Below are 26,626 nucleotides of genomic sequence, written 5' to 3'. Positions count from 1 at the left end.
GGCGGCGACCCAGCCGGCGTACTCAGCTGGGACCGTGCCAGCGGCTGGGACCGGGTGGGCGTCCGCGGACCAGCACGCCCACAGCGGTGTACCGGGTGCGGTCACGGCACCGGTGGCGCCACGGCGGAGGCGAGGCCTCATCGCCGTGGTCGTGGCGTTCATCGTCATCGCCGGTGTCGGGATCGGCTGGGGTGCCTCCGAGTACTTCAGCCGAGAATCCACCGACGGTGACGTGGTGTCGGTCCCGAGCGAACCTGCTGGTGGTGAGACTGCGGGTGCGCCATCGTCGCCTCCCGTCCCGAGCGGTCAGCCGACGCCCACGGAGACGGCGCCTGCCCTGCCGGAGGATCCCGCCGAGGCTCTGGACCAGCTCGTCGAAACGGACCGGAAGACGGTGATCGCTGACCTTGACGGCAAGTGGGTGCCGCAGCTGAGTTCGAAGAAGCTGGGTCTTCAGGCCGAGGGCAGGACGTGGAACGAAGCGGAGATCCTCGCCGAGCACCAGAAGCTGCGAGAGGAGCATCCGCGCGTGCAGCTCGTCTGGTCCGGGGACTTCAACAGCTTCAAGGAGGACGACTTCTGGGTGACGATCGTGGGCATCGGCTATGACGACCCCGAAGAGGCCCTGACCTGGTGCTCGGCTCATGGGCTGGGGCCCGATCACTGCTATGCGAAGCAGCTGAACACCTCGGGAGGATACGAGGGCACGACACGGCTCCAGGACTGATCACTGCAGTGTGATCGCAGGGCTTCACTTTGCGGATCACGCGCGTTGTCCGGACGGTGACCGACGGCTTCTCGTCCCCGGGGTAAGCTGACCGCGACATCGCTGTGCATACGACAAAGGAGCCGTCATGCAGCATTTCGACATGGTCGTCATCGGAAGCGGACCGTCGGGCCGTCGCGCCGCGGTCCAGGCCGCGAAACTCGGCAAGCGGGTGCTCGTCGTCGACCGTGGCAGCCGGGTCGGTGGAGTCTCGGTGCACACGGGAACGATCCCGTCGAAGACGCTGCGTGAGACCGTTCTCAACCTCTCCGGCTGGCGGGAGCGTGGATTCTACGGCCGTGGGTACCGGGTCAAGGAGGAGATCGGGATCGACGACCTCATCCGCCGCCTCCACAAGACGCTCGACCACGAGGTCGAGGTCCTCCAGCACCAATTCATGCGCAATGCGATCAAGCACATCCGCGCCTCGGCGAGGTTCCTGTCGACCGAGGCCCTCCAGCTCACCGCTGAGCACGGGGAGGTGACCGAGATCGGGTTCGACCATGCTCTCATCGCCGTCGGCACCCGACCCCATCGTCCGCACCACGTGCCCTTCGACCGCGACCACGTCTTCGACAGCGATGAGATCCTCGAGCTGAGCCGGCTCCCGCGCACCCTCACCGTCATCGGCGGAGGGGTCATCGGCGTCGAGTACGCGACGATCTTCTCCGCCCTCGACGTCCCCGTCACGCTCGTCGAACCGCGACAGAACATCCTCGACTTCGTCGACCACGAGATCATCGACGACTTCATCCACCAGATGCGCGACCGTGGGATGCAGCTGCGCCTCGGCGCCTCCGTCTCCGAGATCGCGAAGGTCGACGACGGCACACGCGTGACCCTGTCCGACGGTCGCATCGTCCACAGCGAGATGGTGCTCTACGCTGCCGGCCGTGCCGGCAACGTCACGGGCCTCGGCCTCGACGCCGTCGGCATCGAACCCGATTCGCGGGGCCGTATCAAGGTCGACCCCGAGAGCTTCCAGACCACTGCCGAGAACATCTACGCCGCCGGCGACGTCATCGGATTCCCGAGCCTCGCCTCGACGTCGATGGAACAGGGCCGGGTGGCGGCCTGCCACGCGTTCGGCGCTCCCGTGCCCAAGCCGCCCGAGAGCTTCCCCTACGGGATCTACGCCGTGCCCGAGATCTCGACGGTCGGCAAGTCCGAGGAGCAGGTGCGCTCGAGCGGCACTCCCTACGAGGTGGGAGTCGCGCGGTTCCGGGAGACCTCGCGCGGGCACATCATGGGCGTGGACGCGGGCTTCCTCAAACTCGTCTTCGACCGGCAGACCCGCCGGCTGCTCGGCGCGCACATCATCGGCGAGGGCGCGACCGAACTCATCCACATCGGCCAGGCAGTCATCAACCTCGGCGGCACCGTCGACTTCTTCGTCGAGAACACCTTCAACTATCCGACGCTGGCCGAGGCCTACAAGATCGCCGGCCTCGACGCCTGGAACCGCATGGGCGCGGAGGACGCCCAGACCCTGGCTCCGGCCGCCGGATGATCGAAGCGGCCAGTCCTCACCTCGATCGGACCGGCCTCGCCGAGGTGGGTTGCCCCCGAGTCCTGGCGTCGGTCCGCGCTCCTACTCGGCGACGAGGGCGCCGCGGCGGGACTGGACGACGTAGACGAGGACACCGAGGAGCAGCCACGCCGCGCCGATGATGAGCGCCAGGGGTCGCGCGTTGACGAGTACGAGGATGAGCAGCAGGCCGCCGACGACGGGGATGAGGCCGTGCCGGAACCAGCTGGGATCCTCGCCGCCGAGGCGCTTGACGAGGAAGTAGCCGACCACCGAGGCCTGGACGAAGACGAATGCGGTGAGCGCGCCGACATCGACGATCGAGGTGAGCTGATCGAGGCCGTCCGCCCGAGAGGTCGCCCAGCCGGCGACGAGGACATTGCCGGCGGCGGCCACGAGGACGCCCTTCCACGGAACACCGGACCGCGGAGACACCTCGGCGAGGAATCGCGGCACGCGGCCCTGCCTGCCCATGTCCATGAGGATGCGGGAGCCCGCGGCCTGCCCGATCATCGCGGAGAACGCCGCCCCCGCGCCCTTCGCGAACGCGAGCAGCCAATGGACCCAGGTCCCGAGCGTCGCGTCGACGGCGGAGTAGTAGGCGGCTCCCTCCTGCTCCGGGGCCGCACGCAGCTCGGCGGGAGTGACGGGCGAGAGCAGCGATCCCACCCAGGTCTGGGCGACGAAGAAGACCCCGGCGATGATGAGGCAGGTGAGCGTCGCCCGGCCGACGATCCGGGGTCCGCCCTTGGCCTCCTCGGCGAAGGTGGCCAGGGAGTCGAAGCCGAGATAGGAGAGGATCGCGACCGACACGGCCCCGAGGACCGCAGCCATCGAGAACGTGTCGACGCCGGTCAGCGGGGACAGCCAGTCGCGGGTGGGTCCATGGGCGGCGAGATAGCCGATGCCGAGGACCAGGACGAGCCCGAGCACGAGGACCTCGAGGATGACGACGAGGGTGATGACCCGGGAGGCGACCTTCACCCCGGCGAGGTTGAGCCCCGTGGTGACGACGACCGCGACCCCGGTGAACACCCAGACGGGCACCGAGGGGAAGATCGAGTTGAGCGCGATCCCGGTGAAGAGGTAGGCCACGGACGGGATGAAGAGGTAGTCGAGGAGGATCATCCACCCGGCGACGAACCCGGTGCGCGGGCCGATCCCCGCCGAGGCGTAGGCGAACACCGTTCCCGCGCGCGGGATCTCCCGCGACATGCGCATGTAGCTCACCGCGGTGAACGACATGACGATCGTCGCGATGACGTAGACGAGGGCGACGGCCCCGCCGGAGCGGGCGTCGAGGGTGCCGAACACGCCGACCGCGGCGGCAGGGCCGATGAAGACGAGCCCGATGAAGACGAGTTCGGTCAGACCGATCGTCCGGCGGAGCTCACCGCGGGTCGATGAGTTCATGGCCTCTCCCCGGCGCTCGCCCGCTCGGTCGCTGCGCTGACCGGTTCGCCGCCGGCCGACTCGTGTTCGCCGGTGGCCCGCTCGACGATCGTCGTCGCCACGGCCAGGTCCTCCCACGACATCCCGGAGCCCTTGAAGACGACGGTCCGATCCTCGGGGGCGGGCGCCTCGGCGGCGGTGAACTGCTTCATCGTGACGAGGGACTCGGCGTCAAGTGCACCTTCCTGGATCGCGAGGACGACGTCGCCGCCCTCGCGCAGCACGGTGCTCATCGACTCGACGACGACGGTCGCGGAGCGCATGAGACCACCGGGCAGCTCGCGGGCGTCGGGATCGTGGGACCCGCACGCGAGGACCACCGCGCCCGGCCGGACGAGCTCTGCCGAGAACAGGGGCGTCCGGGCGGTGGTGGCGGTGACGACGATGTCGGCGGCGGCCAGGGCGGCGTCCACCTCGGCGGACCCTGCCCTGAGCACGCGACCGCGCTCGCGGACGACGGCGTCGACGCGGTCGGGGTGCCGGACGACGAAGGTCGCCTCGGCGAGGCCGACGTCGAGGACGGCGGCGAGAGTGTCGACATGTCCGATGCCCTGGGGTCCCGCCCCGAAGACGACGAGTCTCACCGGGTCCGTGAAGCGGCTGAATGCGGGCCGGACCGCCGCCACGGACACCGCGGGGGTGCGCAGGGTGGTCAGGGCCGTGCCGTCGAGGATCGCGCGCAGGGTCATCGTCCGGCTGTCGTACATGAGGTACTGGCCCTGGATCCGGGGCAGGCCGAGCTCGGCATTCCTCACCGCGACGCCGACGAGCTTGACCCCGACCCAGTCACCGATCTCGGCGGGCATCATGATCATGTTCCCGGCCGAGACGTCGCGGATGGTGCGCGGGATGTCGTCCTCGGGGTCGAATCCGGCGGCGAGGACCCGGGTCAGTGCGTCGACCGCCTCGGCGGGGGAGAGGGCGGAGAAGACCGACTCGGCATCGAGGTACTTCACATCGTCCATCGGGGCACTTCCTTCGTCGCTGGGCTCGGCCGATTCTGTGCTGCGGACTGGCGCCGCGCTCTGGCCTTGAACTGACGATAGGCGATCGGCGGGCGACTGACCATGATGTCCGCCCGTGGGTCTGGACGCGAGCAGGGTTGGGGGTCCGGACGGGCCCCCAACCGGCTCCTCAGGCGGTGGGGTCGACGAGGATCTTCACCGCCGTGTTGCCCTTGTCGAGGAGCACGGCGAAGCCCTCGTCGACGATGTGCTCGGGGCTGATCCGCTTCGAGATGAATTGGCCGAGGTCGAGGTCGGCGCTACGCGCCATGGCGATGGCCTCCCGATAGTCCTCGTCGAGGTACCCGAACATCCCCGAGTACGTGATCTCGGTCAGGTGCATCTCGGTCTGCACGTCGAGGTCGAGCGGCCGGCTGGGAATTGCGATCACCTGCAGGTGACCGCCGGGACGGATCGCCTTGATGAGATCGTGGGTGACCGGGATGACTCCGGCGCAGTCGAAGGCGACGTCGACGCCGTTGCCGGAGGTGACCTCGGCGACGATCGCCTGCAGATCCTCGTTCATCGGATCAACGACATGGGCGGCGACTCCGGCGTCGAGCGCGGACGCGCGACGCGCGGCATTGGGTTCGCTGATGATGACCGTCGCGCCGGTGGCCGTGAGCACCGCCGAGGCGAGCACGCCGATGGGGCCGGCGCCGCCGACGAGGACGAGGTCCCCGGCTGTCGCTCCCGATCGACGGACCCCATGCGTGGCCACGGACAGCGGTTCGATCATCGCGGCCTGGTCGAGTGGGAGGTCTCCGACGGCGAAGGCGTTGGCTGCGGGGACGGTGACGAATTCACTCAGTCCTCCACCGCCACCGGAGAGCCCGAAGCCGCGCGAATTGCGGCAGATGTTCGTCAGCCCGGCCGTGCAGGCGGGGCAGGCACCGCAGGGAACGTCGGCCTTGACGGCGACCGCGTCGCCGACGCCCAGTCCGGTGACTCCGTCTCCCACCTCGGCGACCGTGCCCGCGAACTCATGGCCGAGGACCACGGGCAGGGTTTCACCGGTGCGCGGCTGGGGCCGATCAGCGGTCGGGGTGGTGGGATAGGAGGGGCCGTCGTGGTAGAGGTGGAGGTCGCTGCCGCAGATACCGGCCCAGGCGACCTTGATCGTCACCTCCCCGGCTGCGGGAGCCGGAGGCTCGGGGATGTCTTCGACGCGAAGGTCGTTCTGCCCGTAGTACATGACCGCTTTCATGACGGTTCCTTTCGACGTTCGATGTGATTCCGGCCCTCGCTGGGACCGACATGCTCAGTCGTGTTGGGGCTGGGCGTGCCGATTCCGATATTACTCTTCGGTCGGAACCCGAGGGAGGGACGATCGGCTGTCCCCGCCGTTCTGCCCCAGCGTGGCGGCGATGTCCTGCAGACCGGCCAGGGCGGCGGCGATGAGGGGCTGGCGGCTCGACCCGCTGCGGATGCCGGTGAGGATCGTCCTCGACGGCACCGGATCGCCGCGCAGGGGCACGCGGTGCACCGCATAGCCGTGGGGCAGCCGGGCCAGCCGGGGGATGAGTGAGACGCCCAGTCCCGCCGAGACGAGGGCGGCCCCCGTCTCCCACTCGTGGGACAGGTGCGCGACCTCGGGGGCGAAACCGGCCGCGGCGCACGCTGCGCGGACGAGGCGGTGATAGGGGGTTCCGGGCCGGTCGACGATCCAGCTCTCCTCCGCCGCGTTGCTGAGCGAGACCGAGGCGCGGCAGGCCAGGGGGTGACCGTCGGGCACGAGGAGGTCGAGCCGGTCGCTGAGCAGCGTGTCCTGCTCGAAGCGCGCATCGCTGCGCGGCGGCAGGGGATCGGTGGCGACGACGACCGCGACATCGGCCTGGTCGGCCAGCAGCAGCTCGAAGCACTCCTCGGGACCGGCCTCGATGATCGTCACGGTGCTGTCCGGGTGCCGCCTCCTCACGGCGTCGACCGTCGGCGGCAGGAGGGTCGCGGCGGCCGTGGAGAACCCGCACAGCCGCAGGATCCTCGAGTTCGGCGCCGCACCGGTGCCCGCCTCGGCGATCTCTCCCCGGATCTCCTCCCACCGGGTGAACAGCTCCTGCGTCCTCTCGAGGAGCAGGGACCCCGCGGCGGTCAGCCGAAGACCGCGCCCCTGCGGCTCGACGACGGCGATTCCGAGGTCCTTGGACAGCGACTTGAGCTGGTGCGACACGGCCGAAGGGGTGTACCCGAGCCGCCGCGCCGCCTCGGTGACGGTGCCGAGTTCCGCGACGACGCGCAGGACGTGGAGTCGATGATCGATCATGCAATATCTTTGCACGAATCAGTGGAAAAGGATTCGCTGTTCTTCATGGGTCGTCGGACGGAGACTGAAGGGAGAGGACTGACGGCGCGACGAAGCGGAGACCCCATGACCATGGCACCACAACGGCAGATGACCCTGAGCGGCGACGAGGGACTCGACCTGGACGCGCTCATCGACCGGCGCCGGCCCGGATACTCGCTCGAGGCGCCGTTCTACATCTCCCAGGAGTTCTTCGAGCGCGACGTCGACGCGATCTTCGCCTCGACGTGGATCTTCGTCGCCTCGACCGCCGAGGTGCCCGAACCCGGCGACTACGTGACGATCGACATCGGGACGTACTCGGTCATCGTCATCCGCGACGACGACGGCGGTATCCGCGCCCACCACAATGTCTGCCGCCACCGCGGCACCCGGCTGCTCACCGAGGCCACCGGATCCGTGGGCAACATCGTCTGCAGCTACCACCAGTGGACCTACACGCCGACAGGGGAGCTGATCTCCGCGGGAGTCCAGGCACCGGGCTTCGACATGGCGTGCTTCACGCTCCGGCCGGTCGACGTGCGCGTGGTCGCGGGACTCATCTTCATCTGCCTCGCCGCCGAGGCGCCCGAGGACTTCGACGACTTCGCCGCCGTGGTCGGACCGTACATCGCCCCACACGCGATCGACCGGACGAAGGTCGCGGCCCAGGTCGATCTGGTCGAGGACGCGAACTGGAAGCTCGTCATGGAGAACAACCGCGAGTGCTATCACTGCGAAGCCGGCCATCCCGAGCTGACCTGCACGTTCTTCCCCACCTACGGCTACCGGCCGAATGAGATCCCGAACCGGCTGCTGCCCGCCTATCAGCGATACCTCGACGCCGAGGAGGCGCTGCACGAGAACTGTCGCCGCAACGGCCTGCCCTACGCGCTGGTCGAGGAGCTCAGCGGGCGGCCCACCGGGTTCCGCATCGAGCGGGCCGCGCTCGACGGGAAGGGGGAGTCGTACACGATGGACGGCTCGGCCGCCTCGGCGAAGCTCCTCGGTGACCTCGACACCTTCGTCCTCGGCCGGGCGTCCCTCCACGTCCAGCCGAACATGTGGTTCCACGCGATGGGCGACCACGTCGTCACCTTCAGCCTGGTGCCGTTGGGACCGGACAGGACGCTGGTGCGCACCACCTGGCTCGTCGACGCCGAGGCGGCCGAGGGCGTCGACTACGACCTCGACCATCTCACCACGGTGTGGATCAGGACGAACGAACAGGATGCCGTGTTCTGCGAGCGCGGGCAGCTGGGAGTGTCCTCGCCCGCCTATGAGCCCGGACCCTACGCCCCCACGGAGAACCACCTCGAGGAGTTCTGCACGTGGTACATCGAGCGGTTGAAAGCCCACCGCGAGAGGACCGCCTCGCAGGTACGTCCGCGGACGAGTGCGGGCTGATCGGGAGCAGGAGACGCCATGGAGTACCGTCGTTCGACCCTTCCCACCTCGGTGAAGGAGCCCGAGTCGAAGTTCACGTTCCGGGTTCCCGCCCGACGGGCGCGTGCTGCTGGGGCTCCGGCCGCGGAGGAGCTTGCCGCGGCAGCGGCCGGGGTGGAAGAGCCTTCGCCGGCGGCGGCCCGAGCGCACTCAGTGCTCGCTATGCACGGGGCGCTCGCCCCGGAGCACCTGGCATCACCGGGCGCGCGCAATTCCACGGAGCCGGAGCACCTGGCATCACCGGGCGCGCTCGCCTCCGCGGAGCCGGCGCCCGACGAGCTCACCGGAATGGTCGACGAGCTCACCGGAATGGTCGACGTCGTCGGCGTCACTCAGGTGGCTCGCGACGTGAAGTCCTTCGAGCTGCGGGCGGGGTGGATGGACGCGGTCGACTTCGAGCCGGGCCAGTACGTGACGGTGCGGGTGCCCGAGCTCGGGCTCGAGCGCTGCTACTCGATCTCCTCGGCGCCCTTCGGCACCAACACCTTCACGATCACGGTCAGACGGCGGCCCGGCGGGCCGGTGTCGACGCACCTCCACGACGATGTGGCGGTGGGCAGCCGGCTCCACGTCGACGGACCGTATGGTCTGTTCAGCACGAGCGCCCACCCGGCGTCAGCGCACCTCTTCGTCGCGGGAGGGTCGGGCATCACCCCGATCATGTCGATGGTCAGGTCCCTGCTCGCCGCCCCCGGGGAGTCTCCGCCGGACATCGTCCTCATCCACAACGCCGCCACCCCGGCCGACATCGTCTTCCGCTCCGAGCTCGAGCAGCTCGCCGAGGTGCCGGGCATCCGCGTGGTGACGATGTGCTCGCGCGACTCCGCCGCCGAGGTGTGGGCGGGCAGGAGGGGGAGGATCACAGCGGAGGTCCTCGCCGAGGTGGTCCCCGGCCTGCGCGACCGTGAGGTCTTCGTCTGCGGGCCGGAGGGCTACATGGATGCGGTGCGGGACATGCTCCACCGACTGGGCGTCGCGGCGGACCGGGTGCACGAGGAGTCGTTCCGGTTCGGGAAGACACTGGTTGACCGATTGGCCGCCGCCGAGGCCGCCGGCCGGATGGGGAGGGACGTGCGCGGCACGGCCGGGCCCGGTGCGACCCGACGGGGAGCGGGCGACGCGCTCAAGGGAGCAGGCGTCGGGTTCAGCGTCGAGTTCACGCACACCGGGGTGCGCGTCGACTGCGACGGCGATACCACCGTCCTCGACGCCGCTCTCCGCGCTGGTCTGGCGATGCCCTCCTCCTGCGCGGAAGGCGCCTGCGGCACCTGCAAGTCCGTGCTGGTCAGCGGTGAGGTGGACATGAAGCACAACGGCGGCATCCGGCCGAGGGAGATCGCGGCGGGGAAGTTCCTGCCCTGCTGCTCGACACCGAAGAGCGACCTCGTCGTGGAGTGAGGGACGGCCCTCCAGCTGACTCCTGGGGCGAGGAGCGATTCTCAGGGAGGAAAGGGTCGACCTCGATGCCAGAGATCAGCCCTTTCCTCCCCGAGAAATCCAGTGTCCATCATCGGAGCACGAAGCCGGGGACCAGGGTGTCGTCGGGGTCAAGGGTGAACGTCGACCGCGCGACCTCATGGGCGGTTCCCGTGACCACCGGGACGACGGCCGCCCGGCCGAGGGCGTGGTCCTCGGCGAGGACCCGCGCGCGGAACCGCGTGCCGACGATCGAGTCGTGGATGAGCGTCTGGCCGGCCGAGAGGTGCCCCTGGGCCCACAGCGCACCGACTCGCGCCGAGGTGCCCGAACCGCAGGGGGACCGGTCCACCTGGCCGTCGGCGAAGATCGTGACATTGCGCTGATGGAGATCGCCGAGTGCCTCGGCCCCCGCTCCCGCGTGCGAATCGAGGGACTCGTGGACGATCGTGCCGTAGACCCCGCTCAGCCGCGGGTCGCCGGGGTGCTCGGTCCGACGGTCCTCGGCGAGTGCCGCCTTGACCTCGCGACCGAGGGCGATGAAGGTCGGCAGGTTCTCCGGCGTCACGGACAGTCGTCCACCGAGGGTCGCGACGTCGAGGCAGGCGTAGATCGCCCCGCCCCATGCCAGGTCGACGGTGACCGAGCCGAGTGAGGTCTCGACGGGCACAGCCTCGGCGATGAGAGTCGAGGGCACGTTGACGAAGTCCGCCGAGGTGACCCGTCCGTCGGCGTCGGTGCGGACACGGGCGGTGACGCGACCCGAGGGGACGTCGATGATGACGTCCGTGGTCCCGGAGGGGTCGACGGCGACGATCCCCGTGCGCACGGCCCAGATCCCCAGGGCGATGGTTCCGTGGCCGCAGGCAGTGGAGAAGCCGTCCTTGTGCCAGAAGAGGACACCGAAGTGCGCACCCTCGTCATCGGGCTCGGTGATGAACCCGCCGTACATATCGGCATGACCGCGGGGCTCCCAGCACAGGAAGCGGCGCAGCCCGTCGATCTCGGCCGAGGCGATCGCGGTCATCCGCTTCTCGGCGACCGTGTCGCCGGGGATGTCGAGCGGAGGCGCGGGCACGATGCGGAAGGGCTCTCCGGCCGTGTGATAGTCGACGGTGCTCACGCCTGTCGCGGAATGATCCATGTGTGCTGGGCCTTTCGAGCGGGGAGGGTGTGCTGGACTCATTCGACCGGATCGGGCTCAGAGCCCCACGCCGATGCGCAGTCCCTCGAGCACGGCTGCGTGGATGTTGCGGGAGGAGACGGCATCGCCGATCCGGAACAGCCGGAAACCGGAGTCCCATTCGGGGTCGGCGACCGGGACCAGGGCACCCGATCCGTCATACCCGAATTCCGGAGAGCCGAACGTCTGCGCTCCGTCGCGACTGGCGGCGCGCTCGCGACCGTCGGCGCTGCCGCCCTGATGCCCCGCGCCTCCGGCGCCGATCGGCACGGGTGCGCCGACGGCAGAACGGAGCACCATCGGCTGCGGGCGTCCGTCGACCCAGGCCTTGAGGTCGGTGCGTCCATGGTTGAGGGACAGCGGCTTGAGCTCGTGGTAGAGATCGTCGTTGGGAATGGTGCCGTGGTCGATGACGAGGGCGTCGGCCTCGAACTCGGTGTCGAGGTCGGAGTACTCGTTGCGCACGGTCGCCCGCACTCGCCTGCCCTCGGCGCGGGCGACGTCGATGAGCCGCTCGCCGAGGATCACTCGCACCCCGAATTCGGAGATCATCCGGAGGTAGGCGGGGGAGTTCATCGCCCCGACGTCGATGCCGATCGTCCGCTCCGGGCTGATATAGGTGACCGACTGGCCATTCCGGGCCAATCTCTCGACCGCATCGAGCGCGGGATAGGAGCCGTGGTCGTCATAGACGATGACCTCCTTCTTCTTGCGCAGCTGGTCATTCATCACGTCCCATGTGTCGTTGATCGTCGCTCGGGTGTCGAGACCGTAATCCGTGTCCGGGGTGCCGCCGGTGGCGATGATGACGACATCGGGGTCGAGTGCGGTGACGTCGTCGACATCGGCGAGCATGTCGAAGCGGAACTCGACGCCGTGCTTCTCGCACTGCTGCTGCCGCCAGTCGACGATCCCGATGAGGTCCCGGCGCCGCTCGGACCGTGCGGCGATGCGCACCTGACCTCCGGGCTGGCAGTCGGCCTCGAAGACGGTGACCCGGTGCCCGCGCACGGCCGCCACCCGAGCCGCCTCGAGCCCGGCCGGGCCGGCGCCGACGATGACGACGTGCTTGGCGCGATCGGAGGAGTCGGGGCCGATCTCCTGCGGCAGGGTCTGCTCGCGACCCGTCGCCGGGTTGTGGATGCAGGTGGCCGAGCCCGAGGTGTAGATCGAGTCGAGGCACAGGTTCGCCCCGACGCAGGGCCGGATGTCGTCCTCACGCTTCTGCTCGATCTTGCGGACGAGGTAGGGGTCGGCGAGCTGCGCACGCGTCATCCCGACGAAGTCGACGCAGCCGTCCTCGACGGCGTAGCGAGCGGTGGGGGCGTCGGCGATGCGCGCGGCGTGCATCACCGGGATGTCGATGGCCGCACGGATCCGGCGGCAGGTCTCCAGCCAGGGCGCCGAGGGGGTTCCCATGCCGGGGATCGCCTCGGCGAGGCGCCGGTCGTTGTCGATCGTGCCGACGTTGAGGTTGAGGAAGTCGATGCCGTGATCCGTGTAGTGGCCGAGCAGTTCGATCGCGTCCGCCTCGGTGATGCCTCCCTCTCGGCGATCGTCGACGCCCATCCGGGTCCCGACGGCGAAGTCCTTGGGGACGGCGGCCCTGACGGCGTCGATGACGTCGAGGAAGAACTTCGCCCGCTCCAGGAGAGCGCCGTTGTACTCGTCCGTGCGGTGGTTGAGCCAGGGTTCGAAGAACGAGTCGAAGATGTGGCCGGTGTGGAAGATCTCGAGCCCGTCGAACCCGGCGGCGACCACCCGCTGGGCCGCGGCGGCGAAGTCGCCCGTGATCCGTTCGAAATCGAACTCCTCCATCGCCTTGGTGAAAGAGCGATGAGTGGCCTCACGGTTCCGACTCGAGGAGACCAGCGGCAGCCAGTCCCCGGCGAAGTTCGACGACCGCATGCCCAGGTGGGTGATCTGGATCATGATGGCGGCGTTCTCGGCATGGGCGTCCTCGGCGATGGCGGACAGCCAGGGGACCACCTCGTCCCGACTGAGGTCGATGTTGCCGAAGGCCGCGGGCGAATCGGCCGAGACGCAGGCCGAACCGCCGATCATCGTCAGCCCGACACCGCCGCGCACCTTCTCCTTGTGGTAGAGCCGATAGCGCTCCTTGGGCATCGCGTCCTCGGTGTAGGCCGGCTCGTGGGCCGTCGAGACGATTCGGTTCTTGAGCAGCACCGGACCCAGCTGTCCGGGGCGCAGCAGAGCATCGTTGATCATGGCCTCATCCTTCATCGCATGCGGTTTCTCGTCTCACAGTCGGGTAATCGATTACCGACTATCTCTCACCATCGTCGGCCTCGGCGGCTATGCTGTCAATAGACGGCACGAACGAATTCTCTCGACGATCCCGGGCGGGGATCAGGGCAGCGTAGAACGGCAGGGATGTGATGACGATGATGACGGCGCGTCCCCAGCAGGCGCCGAGTCTGCGGGAGCATGCCCTGAGGATCATCCGCAACGCGATCACCAACGGCGACCTCGCGGAGGACAGGATCTATTCGGCGGCCGGACTCGCGAAGCAGCTGGGCGTCTCGCTCAGCCCTGTCCGCGAGGCGATGATGGCTCTCGTCGCGGAGGGAACCGTGGAAGCGGTGCCCAACCGGGGGTTCAGGCTCGTCCCCGTGACGCTCGAGGACCTCGAGGAGATCATCCGCATCCGCTCGCTGCTCGCGGGCCCTGCCGTCGAGTCGCTGTGCGAGCGCGCTCGCGCGGGACACCCTGAGGTCCGAGAGCAGCTGGACGAGCTGAGAACCATCGCCGAGGCGGCGCTCGCGGCCGCCGAGGCGGAGGACCGGTCCGAGTACATGGCCGCCGACCGCGACTTCCACGAGCGCCTGCTCGCCTACGGGCTCGGACGGAGAGCCTCGGCGATCAGCCTGCGGCTGCGCGATCAGTCGCGGATCTTCGTCACCGGCGCGCCCGAGATCGACATCGACTTCGCTTGCCAGCTCGTCGACCTCGTCGGCGTCTTCGAGGCCGGGGACTCCGAGCGGGCGAGGGAGCTCGTCGTCGAGAACCTCCACTACTTCAAACGGGTCGAGGAGAAGCTCAGCGAGACCTCGTGAAGGGTGTCGGCCCGCGATTCAGGAGCGGGTCTCGTGGACGATCGGGATGGGCATCGATTCCGTGTCGAGGTCGGGATTGGTGTCCTGAGTGCGGACCAGTTCGACCGCCTCTTCGTACGAGGACACCGTCGGCACCGAGCCGAGCAGCGGCCTGCGCGCGGTCTCCTTCATGAAGAACACGGCGACGAAGGCGAGCACCGAGAAGAACATGATGTAGAGGGCAGGCATGTAGGTGTTCCCCGTGGCATCGATGAGGAGCTGGGAGAACACCGGGGTCGTACCGCCGAAGAGTGAGACCGCGATGTTGAATGTCAGCCCCATGCCGCCGTAGCGGGAGGCGGTGGGGAACAGCGCGGGCAGCGTCGAGGCCCCGAGCGCGATGTAGATGCCGGCGGGAATCGCGACCATGACGAGCGAGACCATGACCGCCCACTGCTCGCCGATCTGCATGATCGCGAACGCCGGGTACATGAGGGCGATCGTGAGCACGGCGGCCAGTCCGTAGAGCTTCTTCCGGCCGTACTTGTCCGACAGGGCGCCGAAGTACGGCAGGCTCAGCGACATCGCGACGAGGACGGGGATCGTCGCGACCGCGGCGTGGAGGTTCGAGACGCCGACCTCCTTCTCGAGGTACGTCGGCATGTAGCTGGTCAGCGCATAGGACACCGTCATCGACGCGGCGACGAGGGCGAATCCGATGAGGATCTCGCGCCAGAAGTGGCGGATGACGCCGAGGAGGCCGTGCCGAGCCATGGGATCGTCGGCATCGAGGTGGTGCGCTTCCTCCTCGGCGTGGACGACCTCGAAGCTCGGGGTCTCGGGAATGCGGAGCCGGAACCAGATCGCGATGACGCCCAGGGGGATGGCGATGAGGAACGGGATCCTCCAACCACCGTCGATCATCGCCGTCTCTCCCCAGATGCTCGTGGTGACGATGGTTGTGACGGCGACGGTCCCGGCTCCCGCGGCGAACCCGAGGTAGGACCCGACGTCGAGCCAAGCCGCCCAGAAGCCCCGGGACTTGTCGGGTGCGAACTCCGAGACGTAGGTCGTCGCGCCGGCGTACTCACCGCCGGTGGAGAAGCCCTGGACCATCTTGAGCAGATAGAGGGGGACGATGACCCAGAGTCCGACCTGTCCGGCCGTCGGCAGCATCCCGATTAGCGCGGTGGCTGCGGCCATCGTGGCCATGGTGAAGAACAGCACCTTCTGCCGCCCGATCCTGTCTCCGAGAGGACCGAGGATCATTCCGCCGAGGGGGCGGACGAGGAATGAGATCGCGAATCCGAAGAGGGTGACGATGAGTCCCATGGATTCGTCCATGCCCTCGGTGAAAACCGCGGTCATCGTCACCGCAAGGTACCCGTAGACTCCGAAGTCGAACCACTCCATGAAGTTGCCGACCGTCGTGCCGCCGATCGCCATGCGCATGTCGCGCTTGTGGACGACGATGCACTGATCGGCTTTGAGCCGCTTCTTCCCGAGAGACTTCCATTCCCTGCGCGACAGTCTGCGGCTGCCCGTGATGTCCTTGTGCTGCTCGTCGGTCATCGTCGGTTCCCCTGATCGATCGGGCACCGTCCGCGTGTGGGCTGCACGCCGATGGATGCCGGTCGTCGATGACCGGTGACCATCGACCACGGGAGGTGCGAGGTGCCCCGATCCTATGTGACCACGGTCACCAAGTCACGCGGAAGACGACTGCGTCCCGATCTGACTCGAACCGTCTCCGCCGGTGTCTCCGCCGGGGGATGGTGACGAGGGCGGCTCCGGGGCCGGCTCGGACGGCGGTTCCGGTGCCGGTGTCGGAGCCGAGGGTTCCTCCACCGGTGTCGACGGTGCCTCCGACCCCGTGCCGTCATCGGGTCCGGGGCCGATCGAGGGCGTCTCCTCGAGCTCGCCGGGTGAGTCGTCGCGACCGGGCTCCCTCGGCGAGGGCCTGCTGCCGGACTCTCCGTTCGGGGCCTCGGGCCCGCGTTCGTCGTCGCGGGTCTCCTCGTCGCGGTCCCGATCGGAGGCATCGTGCTCGCCCGACGAGGTGCTCGGGGAGTCCTCGTCGGTGTCGACCGTCTGCGGCGGAGCCGGGTCCTCCGGTGTCGAGGTCTCCTCCTCGGGATCGCCGGGCGAGGGTTCCGGAGTGGTCGGGGCCGCGTCGCGGGGAGCGCTCTGGGCATCCTCCTCGGAGTGGTAGCCGGCCTCCTCGGTGTCGGGTGAGGAGAAGGAGAACCCGAGCAGGGTCGCCGCCAGGGCGACGGCGGCCGCGGCCGGGATGAGGATCGCTCGCTTCGGCAGGCGCTTCCGGCGAACCGGAGCGGCAGGCGCCGAGGCTGCGGCCACCTGGACCGGCACAGGCTCAGCGGCGTCGTCCGGCACAGGCTCGGCGGTCTGGAGCGGCTCTGCCGGTCCGGAGGCCGGCCCCGCAGCCTCGGTGGGTGTCGGTTCCGCCGCTGTCTGTTCCGTCGGTGCGGCAGCGCCTCCTCCGGCGGTCGATGCCGCAGCGCCACCTGCCCCGGCGCTCGCCGAAGGCCGAGGCTGTTCGGGCGCCCGCGGTGAGGGCGCCGCCGGGGCATGCGTCTTGGTCGGTTCCGGTGATGGTGCGGGCACGATCGCGGACGGCTCGGGGTCCGCGGCGACGGCGACCACGGTGTCGGCGAGGCGTTCGATGACCGTGGGAGAGACGAGCAGCCCGGGGATGAGCACGGCGCGACAGCGGACCGAGAACTCGTGGAGCTCTGCGGCGATCGCCGAGCACTCGGCACATCCCTCGAGGTGGGAGCGCACTGCGCGCCTTCGCGCCGGGCCCATCCTCCCGGATGCGAGGTCGCCGAGGCGGTCGGCGGTCGACCGGCAGTCGGAGGTCATCGCGTCACCCGAGGCACGGAGGGCGATCCAGGCGTCCTGGAGACCGCGACGTGCGCGGACCGCCAGCTGATTGACGGCGGTGGGAGTGATGTCGAGATGATCGGCGACCGCGCGAGGGGAGAGCCGCTCGACCTCCCGCAGCCACAGGATGCGCTGCCAGTTGTCGGGCAGTGCCGAGAGTGCGGCGGCCGCGAGTGCCGGGTCAACGGCCTCGTTCAGGGCCTCGGCGGGGGCAGGCGCGGTCGCGGCACCGGGCTGCGGCACCGAAGCTGTGCGGGCGGTGATCTCCTCTCGCAGGGTCTCCATCAGCCTGGTCTCGAACTCGGCTCCCTGCTTCGGAGCATCGACCTCGGCGGCGTCGACCGTGGGGTTTTCGTGGAGGAGGGTCTTGAGGAGGGTGAGGAAGGCGTCGGCGACCGCGTCCCGAGCCGCGCCGGGGTCGAGGGATTCAGCGGCGACGCGCAGCGCCTGGTCGCGGTACCGTCGGTGGAGTTCGGCGTATGCCCCGGAGGTTCCGGCGTCGATGAGCGACAGCAGATCTTCGTCTCTGAATTCGGCGAGGTTGTCCCCCGGCTGATGAAGGTGCGCGTCCATCCGGTCCTGTTTCGATCGTCATCGGCAGTGGTGTGCGGTGGCAGGGTCACTGGCCTCGAGGCCGAGAGGGGGATCGATCCTGCCGGGACAAGTGTACTCGACCCCCGTTCTGCGCCGTTCGGCCCTCCCGCGCAGGGTGCGGGAGGGCCGATGATTCGTGGGCGGCGGACGTCGGATCCGGGCGGTCACTTCTCCGCGACCAGGGGCATTGTCGCGGTGTCGATGTCGGGGTTGTCGTCCTGGGTGCGGGCGAGTTCGGTGGCTTCCTCCTGCGAGGTCACCGTGGGGAACGAGCCGAGCAACGGCCGCTGAGCGGATTCCCTCATCAGGCACACGGCCACGAACGCGATGATGGAGAAGAACATGATGTAGAACGCCGGCATGTAGGAGTTCCCGGTGAGGTCGATGAGTGCCTGGCTGAACAGGGGCGTGGTTCCGCCGAACAGCGAGACGCCGAGGTTGAAGGTCAGCCCCATGGCTCCGTAGCGTGAGGCGGTGGGGAACAGCGCCGGCAGCGTGGAGGCGAGACAGGCGATGTAGAAGGCCGCGGGGAGAGCAACCATGGACAGCGCCACGAGGACTGCCCACATCTGCCCGATCTGCATGATCGCGAATGCCGGGACGATGAGCGCGATCGTCAGCCCCGCCGCGACGAGGAACACGAACTTGCGACCGCGCCTGTCGGAGAGACGGCCGATGAGGGGCAGGCAGGCGGACATGACGACGAGAACCGGAATGGTGGCCACGGCCGCTTCGATGTTCGAGACCTTGACGGTCTCCTCGAGATAGGTGGGCATGAAGCTGGTCAGCGCGTACCCGACCGTCTGCGATCCGGCGACGATGGCGATGCCGATGAGGATCTCCCTCCAGAAGTGGCGGACCACTCCGATGAGCCCATGGCGGGCGAAGGGATCGTCGTCATCCTTCGTGACCAGCCCGCTGGCCTGTGAGGATTCGAAGCCGGGGGTCTCGGGGATCCGCATCCGGAACCAGATGGCGACGGCTCCCAGCGGGATGGCGATGAGGAACGGCACCCTCCAGCCGCCGTCGATCATCGCGTTCTCACCCCAGACGCTCGTGGCGATCACGCTGGTGATGGCGACCGTGGCGGCGCCGAAGGCGAATCCCAGGTACGAACCGACGTCGAGCCAGGAGGACCAGTAACCGCGGTCCTTGTCGGGGGAGAACTCCGAGACGTATGTGGTGGCCCCGGCGTACTCCCCACCCGTGGAGAAGCCCTGGACCATCTTGAGCAGATAGAGCGGGATGATCACCCACAGTCCGACCTGCCCGGCGGTGGGAAGCACGCCGATGAGCGCGGTCGCGGTCGCCATCGTCGCCATCGTGAAGAAGAGGACCTTCTGTCGGCCGATCTTGTCGCCGAGGGGGCCGAGCACCATTCCGCCGAGCGGACGGACGAGGAAGGAGACCGCGAACCCGAGGAGGGTGACGAGTAGTCCCATCTGCTTGTCCATTCCTTCGGTGAACACCGTCGTCATGGTGACGGCGAGGTATCCGTAGACGCCGAAGTCGAACCATTCCATGAAATTGCCGACCGTGGTGCCGCCGATCGCGGTGCGGATGGACTTCGGCTTGACGACGATGCAGTCGTCGGCCTCGAGCCGCGTTCTCCTCCTCCTGCGGCGGGAGCGTTGGGTGGTCTCTGTCGTGCGTTCGCTGTTGCCGGATGTCACTGCTGATTCCTCACGTTGACTGCGAAACACCCGCCGCCGGATCGTCCGGGCGGCGAGACAATGCCAAATATCCTTGCGTTGATCGCAAGTCATGTCAACGATGAGTGTGAACCGGAGCACACCGGCGGCAGGTGAGCGGCCCCGATCGCGGGCCGCTCAGTCGCAACGTCGGCATGGCCGGAAGCGCATTCCGACGGCAGCTGCGACTGTGAGGCAGCTCACATGGTCGAGCTCGTTCCTCAGTCGAGGGGATCCGGGTTCTTCACGACCCGGAACTTGGTGACCTGCGGATCCGCGCTGCCGCGCACATGCCCGGAGGGGCTGGCGGCCACGGCCTGGAGGAACTCGACGGTCTCGGCGGTGATCTCCTCGCCGGGGAGGACGTTCGGGATGCCGGGGGGATAGGCGGCCAGCGAGCCGGCGCTGATCCGTCCGACCGCCTCGGCGGCGGGGACGAGCTCGGACTGGGCGAAGAACGCCTCGCGCGGGAGCATGACGAGCCTCCCCGCGGACGGGAGCGGAGGAATCGTGGCGGCCTCCGCTGCGGACCGGGCGTGCCCCGCGGACCCGGCCTCCGCCGTGGACGCTGCATCCGCCGCGGGCGCGTGGACGAGGCGCAGCTGGTCGAGGGCACCGAGCAGGCGCGAGATCTCCGGGGACTTGCCGAGTCCGATGAGGACGACGATGGTCGTGGCCGTCGCCATCTCGACGAAGATCCCGAAATTCTCGGCGAGGCGCTTGCGCACCGTGTGACCGTCGAGCCCGGTCGCGGTGATGTCGATTGGCAGGCGGAATGGGTCGATGTCGACGACGTCGGAGAAGCTCATGAAGTCGCCGGAGAGCAGGTGGTAATGCTCGCTGCCCTCGATCTGCGCCCGCAGGTGGCGGATGTTCTCGAGGGAGTCCGCGATCGCCTCTCGGGAGTCGACGAGCTCGCGCCGGGCGATGTCGATCGAGGCCATGAGGTGGGCGTTCTCGCTCGTCGAGGCCGTCATCATGAACGCCCTCTCGAGAGCCGGCTCGATTCTGTCGGCGAACTCGGTGTCGCCGAGGTGGAGAAGCGCGGACTGGGTGAAGGATCCGGCGAGCTTGTGGGTGCTCATGATGACGACGTCGGCGCCCTCGGTGACGGGGGAGGCCGGCAGGTCGGGGTGGAAGCCGAAGTGAGCGCCCCACGCGGCATCGACGATGAGGAACGCGCCCGCCTCGTGGGCCACCTCGGCGAGGCCCCGGACATCGGCGACCGCGCCGAAGTAGCTCGGGGTGACGAGGTAGACGGCGGTGATCTCCTCGGGGTGGGCCGCGATCGCCGCGCGCAGGGAGTCGGGGGTGACTCCGTGCGCGATGCCGTTGACCTCGTCGACATTGGGGGAGACGAATCCCGGGTGGAGGCCGGCGAGGACGATGCCGTCGATGAAGCTCGAGTGAGCGCTGCGCTGGGTGACGACCCCGGTGCCCAGGGTGCCGACGGCGAGTGCCGCCATCCGGTTGCCCTGGGACGAGCCGTTGGTGAGGAACCAGGTCCGCCGTGCGCCCCAGGCCTCGGCGGCCAGGTGCAGGGACTCGTCCTTCGGGGTGTCGGTGCCGAGGTCGATGCCGTCGAAGAGGGGCGGGATGTCGAGGGAGAGCATGTCGTCGCCGAAGTACTCGGCGAGGCCGGCCGAGACCCCGCTGCCGGTTCCCGCGTGTCCGGGGGTGCAGAGGAACTGCGCGTCACGGTCGGCTGCGGCGCGCAGAGCGTCGGCATAGGGCGCGCGGGAGCGGCGCGTCCCGGGGGAGACGTCGGAGGCCGAGGGATCGGACGGGGAAGGCATGGGGAGATCCTGGTGCACGGTCATGTCATCAGCGTAGGGAACGGATGCCTTGTCGCAGAACACCAAGTTTTCTACAGTGTTGAATACACGCTATTCATCCAGTGTCCGGAGGACCATGGAAGCTCTTGATACTCGGGGACTGCAGGCGCTGACGGCGATCGCGGAGTCCGGGTCGGTCGCCGGCGCGGCGCTCGCTCTCGGCTGGAGCCAGCCCACCGTCAACCATCACCTCCGGAACCTCGAGCGCCGACTCGGCGGCACGCTCGTCGAGAAGAGTCCGCGCGGATCGCAGCCGACCGCGGTCGGGAACCTCGTCGTCACCCGGGCGATCGAGATCCTCGGACTGTGCGAGCGCCTCGGTGCCGAGGTCGCGCTGTGGCGCGAGACCCAGGCGGTCCCGGTGCGGATTGGGGCCGTGCCCACGGTCGGTGCGAGGGTGATCCCGAAGCTGCATCACCAGCTGCGGAGGCGGCCGCGGTGGAGGCCGCAGGACCCGGGGACGGAGGCGGGGGATCTCGTCAGCGCTGCTCTCGATGTGACGATGGACGAGCATGCGAAGCTCGTCGCCAGGCTCGAATCCGGCGCGCTCGACCTCGCCCTGCTCGTGTCGACAGATGTCGAGCGGGCATGGATCCCCGCGTCGCTGACCGCGAGCCACCTGTACTCGGAGCAGCTCTTCCTCTGCGTGCCGCGCTCCGTGGGACCGGTGGCCGTCGGCGCTCAGGGCCTGCCGGACCTCGCCGCGCTCGTCGCGCAGACCTGGGCCTTCAGCATCGACCCCGGTGACGCCATCGACGAGGTGGTGCGGTCGTTCTGCCTGGCGGCGGGATTCGAGCCGCGCATCGGCATGCGGATGGACGACTACGCGGCGATCATCCGGATGATCGCCGCCGGCCTGGCCGTGGCGATGATCCCGGAGTCGTCGCTGCCCGACGACCCGTCGATCGCCGTCATCCCCATGCCCCTGAGCGCCTGCCGCCGCGACGTGCTCCTCGTCTCCCGCGCCGAGGGTGCGCGCCCCACGCAGGCCCAGCGGCGCCGTGATCCGATCGCCGCGGCCCATGATGCCGCCATCGCCGAGGTGGTCGCCGACATCGGCACCGTCACCGCGCAGTGGCGATGACGCTCAGGCAGCGTCTGTGCAAGCGAGGCCGGCGACAGTGCAGTGATCCGCCGCGGGGGCACTTCGCGAGGCGCAATCTCGAGTGAACGGTGCGCTCTCGAGTGATCGGTGCACGTTCGTGGGATGAGGGCACTCTCGGCGGGCTGGTCAGTGCGGGTTCCAGGCGTCTTCGATGGCGACCTTCTCGGAGATCTCGTGGGGCAGGGTCTTCGCTGCCAGGTCCTTGATCGTCACATGCTCGAGGACCTCGCGCAGGGCGTACCTCGCGGCGATCCACACCTGTTGCAGCGACTCGGCCGAGGCATCGTATTCGACGGATTCGGGTCGCTGACCGTAGATGGAGACGAGAGGCCCGTCGACCGCGCGGATGACATCGGCGACGGAGACCTCGTGGGCCGGTCGGTTGAGCTTCCAGCCGCCGGCATTCCCGCGCACGGAGGCGAGGACACCGGCCCGGCGGAGGTCGGCGAGGATCGATTGGAGGAACCCTTTGGGAATGTCCTGTCGCCGTCCGAGCTCCTCGGCGCTGATGGGTCCCTCGTCGAGCACATTGGCGATTTCGATGAGCGCGCGCAATGCGTAGTCGGATTTCGTGGTGACCCGCATTCCGCCATGGTAACAGCGCACGTGCCGGGCGGAGGGGGGCTCGAGCGTTCCCTCAGCTCCCGGTGACGGCTTCGGCCGCGGGTTCCTCTGCCTGCTGGTCACGACGCGTCGCGCGCTCGATCCTCACGGCGTGGACGAGGAAGCCGATCCACACGAGCGCCAGACCGATGAGGGTGGATGACAGGGCCTCGGTCGATGCGCCGAGGGTGAGGACGATCGTCCGGGTGTTGGAGAGGATGATGATTCCTCCCGCCGCGATCGCGAGCACCCGGGCGGGCAGGATCCGCACGAGCCAGGCGGCGAAGGGCGCGGCGACGACGCCGCCGGCGAGCAGCGCACCGGCTATCGACCATTCGATTCCCTGTGAGCCGAGCGCGAAGAGGAAGCCGAGAGAGCCGCCCACGGCGACGACGAACTCACTCGTGTCGATCGAGCCGATGACCTTGCGCGGCTCGAGTCGACCGGAGCTGAGCAGGGAGGTCGTGCCGACCGGTCCCCATCCGCCTCCGCCGATGGAGTCCAATGCTCCGCCCACCAGGCCGACCGGCACGAGGAAGGCCGCGCCCGGACGGGACTTGAAGGTGGGGCGCTCACCGCCGAGGGCGAGGAACCTCCAGATGACATAGACGCCGAGGGCGAGCAGGATCCCCGAGACCCAGGGAGTGGCCGCGTCGCCGCTGAGGCTTGCGAGGAAGGTCGCTCCCGCGAAGGCGCCGATGAAGCCGGGAACGGCGAGGATCGACACGGTCTTCCAGTCGACGTTGCCGAACTTGTGGTGCGAGATGCCGGAGACGAGCGAGGTGCCGATCTCCGAGAAGTGCACGGCCGCCGAGGCGGTGGCGGGTGCGATTCCGGCGGCCAGGAGGAGTGTCGTCGAGGTGACTCCGTAGGCCATGCCGAGTGAGCCGTCGATGAGCTGGGCGAGGAGTCCGACGAGGCCGAGGACGATGAGCTGTCGCATGGAGGCGCCTTTCACGAGAAGGTGGTGTCCATACAATAGTCATTAAGTTAAGTGAATTACTAGACTATGAAGCTCTGTGACGTTCCCGGGAGCCGCGTCGAGTGACGTGGAGGGTCTCGGGCGGAGGCGCGCTCAGTCCGCGCGGCCGGGATCCCGAGATGGCGGAGCCAACCGAATCGCCCGATCGAGGGAACCGCTGTCGTGTCGTCGGCCGCTGGACGCGGCCGCGCGAGCCGCCGGGGCGTCTAACCGGCCGCGGCGGTGATCGCGCAGGAGCTCTTCGCCTGCTGGCGGTAGCCGGAGAGGAACTCGCCGAGGCGGTCGATCGCCTCGGCGAGCACCTCGGTGGACGGCAGGGTGACGAGGCGGAAGTGATCGGGACGGGACCAGTTGAAGGCGGTGCCGTGGGAGATGAGGATCTTCTGCTCGCGGAGCAGGTCGAGGGCGAACTGCTCGTCGTCGACGATCCCGAACCTCTCGATGTCGAGCTTGGCGAAGAGGTACAGGGCTCCGTCGGCGCGCTGCGCCGAGACCCCGTCGATGGCATTGAGGCCGGCATGGGCGAGTTCCATCTGGGCGCCCAGCCTTCCCTGCGGCAGGACGAGATCCTCGATCGACTGCTTCCCCCCGAGTGCGGCCTGGATGGCGTGCTGGGCCGGGACGTTCGCGCACATGCGCATGTTGGCGAGCAGGGTGATGCCCTCGATGTAGTTGCGGGCGGCGGACAGCGGGCCGGTGATCGCCAGCCAGCCCGAGCGGTAGCCGGCGATCCGATAGGCCTTCGACAGGCCCGAGAACGTCAGGCACAGGACCTCGTCGCCGGTGATGGTCGCCATGTTGACCATCTCCACGCCGTTGTAGGTGATCTTCTCGTAGATCTCGTCGGCGAAGACCATGAGGCCGTGGCGCGCGGCGATGTCGGCGATCGCCGTGAGGGTCTCGCGCGGGTACACGGCGCCGGTGGGGTTGTTCGGGTTGATGACGACGATCCCGCGGGTGCGGTCGGTGATCCGCGCCTCCAGGTCCTCGAGGTCCGGCAGCCAGCCGTTCTCGTCGTCGCAGCGGTAGTGGACCGGTGTGCCCCCGGACAGTGCCACTGAGGCGGTCCACAGGGGGTAGTCGGGGGTGGGGACGAGGATCTCGTCGCCGGGATTGCACAGGGCCTGGAGGGAGAGGGTGATGAGTTCGCTGACGCCGTTGCCGAGGAACACCTCCTGCGGGTCGAGGTTCGTGATCCCGCGCGTCTCGTAGTACTGGACGACGGCTCGCCTGGCGGAGAGGATCCCGCGGGAGTCCGAGTAGCCCTGGGCGACGGGAAGCTGCCTGACCATGTCGACGACGATCGCCTCGGGGGCCTCGAACCCGAAGGGGGCGGGATTGCCGATGTTGAGCTTGAGGATGGAATGGCCCGCGGCCTCCATGGCCTCCGCCTCTTCGAGGACGGGTCCTCGGATGTCGTAGAGGACGTTGGCCAGCTTGGAGGACTGCCTGAACATGGGGAACCCGGAACCTTTCGTGGAAGTCGTGTCCACCCCTACGCTATGTCGCGCGCCGAGGCGGACCCAAGCGCGCAGAGGCACGTTTCGGAGACCTTTCCACCGTCTCCCTCTGCCCTTTCACGGTTCCCCCGGCGCGTGCTCGGACAGCCCCCTGTCGCTGCTCGACGTCGTCGCCCTGCCAGGGCCGGTTCCCTAGTCATGGTCGATGGTGTTGTCGCCCTGTCCGTTCGCGGCGCCGTCGACGGCCTTGCGCAGCAGACGGAGCAGGTCATCCTGCTCCTTCGTCGTCAGCGCGCCGAGGAGGTCGCGGCCGACCTCCGCGGCGGCGGGGGAGAGCTCGTCGACCAGCGTGGCCCCCGCGTCCGTGATCGAGACGATCCTCCGCCGACGGTCGTGCGCGTCCGGTGAGATCGCGATGAGCCCCCGCTGCTCGAGCCGGGCCAGGAGAGGGGTGAGCGTCGACTTGTCGAGGTGGGTCAGCGAACTGAGTCGTGTGTGATCGGCGTCGGTGCGATCGAGGAGGACCGCGAGCACGCTGTACTGGGGTCCTGTCAGCTGATCGTCGACCCGAGCCGCCCACAGCCGGTTGTGGTCGTGGTGGAGCCGCCGGGCGAGCGGCCCGGCGCCCCCGAGCACTTCCGCGGGCAGTGACATCGCATCGCTCCTCGACCATTGGGATTTGACGGTTCGATTGTACGCGTGCAAACTGAAATAGTTTGTACACGGAATGATTGGACGGCGGATGCGACTGGTTGTGGGCATGACCGGGGCCACAGGGGCACCGCTGACGGTGCGGCTCCTCGGGCTGCTGGGGGAGCTGGGCGTCGAGACCCACCTCATCGTCAGCAGATGGGGACGCAGCACCCTGCGCCAGGAGACGGAGCTGAGAGTCGCAGACCTCCAGGCGCTCGCCCACACCTGCTACAAGCCGGAGGACCAGGCCGCGGCGATCTCCAGCGGATCGTTCCGCACCGATGGGATGATCGTCGTGCCCTGCAGCATGAAGACCCTGGCCGGGATCCGGATCGGGTTCGGCGAGTCTCTTATCGGACGCGCGGCCGATGTCACTCTCAAGGAGCGTCGACGGCTCGTTCTCGTCACCCGCGAGACGCCGCTGTCGACGATCCACCTCGAGAACATGCTCGAGCTCAGCCGGATGGGAGCGACGATCTTCCCTCCCACTCCGGCGTTCTACAACGATCCCCACACGATCGACGACCTCGTCGATCACCTCGCGGTGCGCATCCTCGACCAGTTCGATCTCGATGCGCCGACCGCCAGACGATGGTCGGGCCTGCGCCCGCAGGTCGACAGATGAGC

The 26,626-nt window shown here is 68.7% G+C and carries 21 protein-coding genes; 7 read left to right on the top strand and 14 right to left on the bottom strand.

Annotated elements, in window-relative coordinates:
* The first annotated feature begins 145 nt into the window (after positions 1 to 145).
* Together DFO65_RS03795 and sthA are read left to right on the top strand one after the other, a co-directional pair.
* Positions 146 to 727, top strand: coding sequence for a hypothetical protein (locus DFO65_RS03795; RefSeq protein ID WP_245940472.1), 582 nt, complete (start codon positions 146 to 148; stop codon positions 725 to 727).
* A 127-nt stretch (positions 728 to 854) separates the two neighbouring features.
* Positions 855 to 2,276 carry a Si-specific NAD(P)(+) transhydrogenase gene (gene sthA, locus DFO65_RS03790; protein WP_113903090.1) on the top strand — a complete coding sequence of 474 codons (1,422 nt, stop codon included), beginning with the start codon at positions 855 to 857 and terminating at the stop codon, positions 2,274 to 2,276.
* 81 nt (positions 2,277 to 2,357) lie between these two features.
* On the opposite strand, the gene DFO65_RS03785 is transcribed toward sthA, so the two are convergent.
* From DFO65_RS03785 to DFO65_RS03770, 4 genes are all read right to left on the bottom strand, one after another.
* A complete protein-coding gene (locus DFO65_RS03785) occupies positions 2,358 to 3,707 on the bottom strand; it encodes an APC family permease (RefSeq protein WP_113903089.1) in 1,350 nt (449 codons plus the stop codon).
* On the bottom strand, positions 3,704 to 4,711 hold the full coding sequence (locus tag DFO65_RS03780) for an ornithine cyclodeaminase family protein (protein WP_113903088.1): 1,008 nt from the start codon (positions 4,709 to 4,711) through the stop codon (positions 3,704 to 3,706). Before DFO65_RS03780 ends, DFO65_RS03785 begins: the two co-directional genes overlap by 4 nt.
* A 169-nt stretch (positions 4,712 to 4,880) precedes the next feature.
* Complete coding sequence (locus DFO65_RS03775; protein WP_113903087.1) at positions 4,881 to 5,957, bottom strand: alcohol dehydrogenase catalytic domain-containing protein; 1,077 nt, start codon at positions 5,955 to 5,957, stop codon at positions 4,881 to 4,883.
* A 90-nt stretch (positions 5,958 to 6,047) separates the two neighbouring features.
* On the bottom strand, positions 6,048 to 7,013 hold the full coding sequence (locus DFO65_RS03770; protein ID WP_113903086.1) for a LysR family transcriptional regulator: 966 nt from the start codon (positions 7,011 to 7,013) through the stop codon (positions 6,048 to 6,050).
* A 111-nt stretch (positions 7,014 to 7,124) separates the two neighbouring features.
* Here DFO65_RS03770 and DFO65_RS03765 point away from each other — a divergent pair, with 111 nt between their 5' ends.
* Positions 7,125 to 8,438, top strand: a complete 1,314-nt coding sequence (locus DFO65_RS03765; protein WP_245940471.1) for an aromatic ring-hydroxylating oxygenase subunit alpha — start codon at positions 7,125 to 7,127, stop codon at positions 8,436 to 8,438.
* Positions 8,439 to 8,456: 18 nt separating this feature from the next.
* On the top strand, positions 8,457 to 9,875 hold the full coding sequence (locus DFO65_RS03760; protein ID WP_245940455.1) for an FAD-binding oxidoreductase: 1,419 nt from the start codon (positions 8,457 to 8,459) through the stop codon (positions 9,873 to 9,875).
* A gap of 109 nt (positions 9,876 to 9,984) precedes the next feature.
* Here DFO65_RS03760 and DFO65_RS03755 read toward each other — a convergent pair whose 3' ends face one another.
* A complete protein-coding gene (locus DFO65_RS03755; RefSeq protein WP_113903083.1) occupies positions 9,985 to 11,037 on the bottom strand; it encodes a proline racemase family protein in 1,053 nt (350 codons plus the stop codon).
* Positions 11,038 to 11,094: 57 nt separating this feature from the next.
* Positions 11,095 to 13,305, bottom strand: a complete 2,211-nt coding sequence (locus DFO65_RS03750) for an oxidoreductase (protein ID WP_113903204.1) — start codon at positions 13,303 to 13,305, stop codon at positions 11,095 to 11,097.
* Between the two features lie 170 nt (positions 13,306 to 13,475).
* Between DFO65_RS03750 and DFO65_RS03745 the strand changes: the two genes are divergently transcribed.
* Positions 13,476 to 14,153, top strand: coding sequence for a GntR family transcriptional regulator (locus DFO65_RS03745; protein WP_113903082.1), 678 nt, complete (start codon positions 13,476 to 13,478; stop codon positions 14,151 to 14,153).
* An 18-nt stretch (positions 14,154 to 14,171) separates the two neighbouring features.
* Here the strand turns inward: DFO65_RS03745 and DFO65_RS03740 are convergent, their stop codons facing one another.
* From DFO65_RS03740 to DFO65_RS03725, 4 genes are all read right to left on the bottom strand, one after another.
* On the bottom strand, positions 14,172 to 15,704 hold the full coding sequence (locus tag DFO65_RS03740) for an MFS transporter (RefSeq protein ID WP_113903081.1): 1,533 nt from the start codon (positions 15,702 to 15,704) through the stop codon (positions 14,172 to 14,174).
* Between the two features lie 135 nt (positions 15,705 to 15,839).
* Positions 15,840 to 17,609: a sigma factor-like helix-turn-helix DNA-binding protein gene (locus tag DFO65_RS03735; RefSeq protein WP_113903080.1), complete on the bottom strand. Its 1,770-nt coding sequence runs from the start codon at positions 17,607 to 17,609 to the stop codon at positions 15,840 to 15,842.
* A gap of 185 nt (positions 17,610 to 17,794) precedes the next feature.
* On the bottom strand, positions 17,795 to 19,303 hold the full coding sequence (locus tag DFO65_RS03730; protein ID WP_245940454.1) for an MFS transporter: 1,509 nt from the start codon (positions 19,301 to 19,303) through the stop codon (positions 17,795 to 17,797).
* Positions 19,304 to 19,542: 239 nt separating this feature from the next.
* A complete protein-coding gene (locus tag DFO65_RS03725) occupies positions 19,543 to 21,117 on the bottom strand; it encodes an aminotransferase class I/II-fold pyridoxal phosphate-dependent enzyme (RefSeq protein WP_245940453.1) in 1,575 nt (524 codons plus the stop codon).
* Positions 21,118 to 21,232: 115 nt separating this feature from the next.
* On the opposite strand from DFO65_RS03725, the gene DFO65_RS03720 reads away from it, so the two are divergent.
* On the top strand, positions 21,233 to 22,240 hold the full coding sequence (locus DFO65_RS03720) for a LysR family transcriptional regulator (protein ID WP_113903079.1): 1,008 nt from the start codon (positions 21,233 to 21,235) through the stop codon (positions 22,238 to 22,240).
* A gap of 147 nt (positions 22,241 to 22,387) precedes the next feature.
* Here DFO65_RS03720 and DFO65_RS03715 read toward each other — a convergent pair whose 3' ends face one another.
* From DFO65_RS03715 to DFO65_RS03700, 4 genes are all read right to left on the bottom strand, one after another.
* On the bottom strand, positions 22,388 to 22,846 hold the full coding sequence (locus DFO65_RS03715; protein WP_113903078.1) for an RrF2 family transcriptional regulator: 459 nt from the start codon (positions 22,844 to 22,846) through the stop codon (positions 22,388 to 22,390).
* Between the two features lie 52 nt (positions 22,847 to 22,898).
* Positions 22,899 to 23,807 (bottom strand): sulfite exporter TauE/SafE family protein, encoded by a 909-nt coding sequence (locus DFO65_RS03710; protein WP_113903077.1) that lies wholly within the window; start codon positions 23,805 to 23,807, stop codon positions 22,899 to 22,901.
* A gap of 245 nt (positions 23,808 to 24,052) precedes the next feature.
* Positions 24,053 to 25,303, bottom strand: a complete 1,251-nt coding sequence (locus tag DFO65_RS03705; RefSeq protein ID WP_113903076.1) for a pyridoxal phosphate-dependent aminotransferase — start codon at positions 25,301 to 25,303, stop codon at positions 24,053 to 24,055.
* A 195-nt stretch (positions 25,304 to 25,498) separates the two neighbouring features.
* Positions 25,499 to 25,960 (bottom strand): MarR family winged helix-turn-helix transcriptional regulator, encoded by a 462-nt coding sequence (locus DFO65_RS03700; RefSeq protein ID WP_181778605.1) that lies wholly within the window; start codon positions 25,958 to 25,960, stop codon positions 25,499 to 25,501.
* A 73-nt stretch (positions 25,961 to 26,033) separates the two neighbouring features.
* Here DFO65_RS03700 and DFO65_RS03695 point away from each other — a divergent pair, with 73 nt between their 5' ends.
* A complete protein-coding gene (locus DFO65_RS03695) occupies positions 26,034 to 26,624 on the top strand; it encodes a UbiX family flavin prenyltransferase (RefSeq protein ID WP_342766909.1) in 591 nt (196 codons plus the stop codon).
* The last annotated feature ends 2 nt before the right edge of the window (positions 26,625 to 26,626 follow it).

Source organism: Brevibacterium sanguinis (assembly GCF_003315415.1).
Lineage (GTDB): Bacteria > Actinomycetota > Actinomycetes > Actinomycetales > Brevibacteriaceae > Brevibacterium > Brevibacterium celere_A.
The sequence above is the reverse complement of the archived record's forward strand: the minus strand, read 5'-3'. Positions and strand labels throughout refer to the sequence as shown.

Excerpts from the sequence above, each read along its gene's own strand:
- sthA (WP_113903090.1), top strand. The coding sequence starts at position 855 with ATGCAGCATTTCGACATGGTCGTCATCGGAAGCGGACCGTCGGGCCGT.
- DFO65_RS03785 (WP_113903089.1), bottom strand. The coding sequence starts at position 3,707 with ATGAACTCATCGACCCGCGGTGAGCTCCGCCGGACGATCGGTCTGACC.
- DFO65_RS03780 (WP_113903088.1), bottom strand. The coding sequence starts at position 4,711 with ATGGACGATGTGAAGTACCTCGATGCCGAGTCGGTCTTCTCCGCCCTC.
- DFO65_RS03775 (WP_113903087.1), bottom strand. The coding sequence starts at position 5,957 with ATGAAAGCGGTCATGTACTACGGGCAGAACGACCTTCGCGTCGAAGAC.
- DFO65_RS03770 (WP_113903086.1), bottom strand. The coding sequence starts at position 7,013 with ATGATCGATCATCGACTCCACGTCCTGCGCGTCGTCGCGGAACTCGGC.
- DFO65_RS03765 (WP_245940471.1), top strand. The coding sequence starts at position 7,125 with ATGGCACCACAACGGCAGATGACCCTGAGCGGCGACGAGGGACTCGAC.
- DFO65_RS03760 (WP_245940455.1), top strand. The coding sequence starts at position 8,457 with ATGGAGTACCGTCGTTCGACCCTTCCCACCTCGGTGAAGGAGCCCGAG.
- DFO65_RS03755 (WP_113903083.1), bottom strand. The coding sequence starts at position 11,037 with ATGGATCATTCCGCGACAGGCGTGAGCACCGTCGACTATCACACGGCC.
- DFO65_RS03750 (WP_113903204.1), bottom strand. The coding sequence starts at position 13,305 with ATGATCAACGATGCTCTGCTGCGCCCCGGACAGCTGGGTCCGGTGCTG.
- DFO65_RS03745 (WP_113903082.1), top strand. The coding sequence starts at position 13,476 with ATGACGATGATGACGGCGCGTCCCCAGCAGGCGCCGAGTCTGCGGGAG.
- DFO65_RS03740 (WP_113903081.1), bottom strand. The coding sequence starts at position 15,704 with ATGACCGACGAGCAGCACAAGGACATCACGGGCAGCCGCAGACTGTCG.
- DFO65_RS03735 (WP_113903080.1), bottom strand. The coding sequence starts at position 17,609 with ATGGACGCGCACCTTCATCAGCCGGGGGACAACCTCGCCGAATTCAGA.
- DFO65_RS03725 (WP_245940453.1), bottom strand. The coding sequence starts at position 21,117 with ATGCCTTCCCCGTCCGATCCCTCGGCCTCCGACGTCTCCCCCGGGACG.
- DFO65_RS03720 (WP_113903079.1), top strand. The coding sequence starts at position 21,233 with ATGGAAGCTCTTGATACTCGGGGACTGCAGGCGCTGACGGCGATCGCG.
- DFO65_RS03715 (WP_113903078.1), bottom strand. The coding sequence starts at position 22,846 with ATGCGGGTCACCACGAAATCCGACTACGCATTGCGCGCGCTCATCGAA.
- DFO65_RS03710 (WP_113903077.1), bottom strand. The coding sequence starts at position 23,807 with ATGCGACAGCTCATCGTCCTCGGCCTCGTCGGACTCCTCGCCCAGCTC.
- DFO65_RS03705 (WP_113903076.1), bottom strand. The coding sequence starts at position 25,303 with ATGTTCAGGCAGTCCTCCAAGCTGGCCAACGTCCTCTACGACATCCGA.
- DFO65_RS03700 (WP_181778605.1), bottom strand. The coding sequence starts at position 25,960 with ATGTCACTGCCCGCGGAAGTGCTCGGGGGCGCCGGGCCGCTCGCCCGG.
- DFO65_RS03695 (WP_342766909.1), top strand. The coding sequence starts at position 26,034 with ATGATTGGACGGCGGATGCGACTGGTTGTGGGCATGACCGGGGCCACA.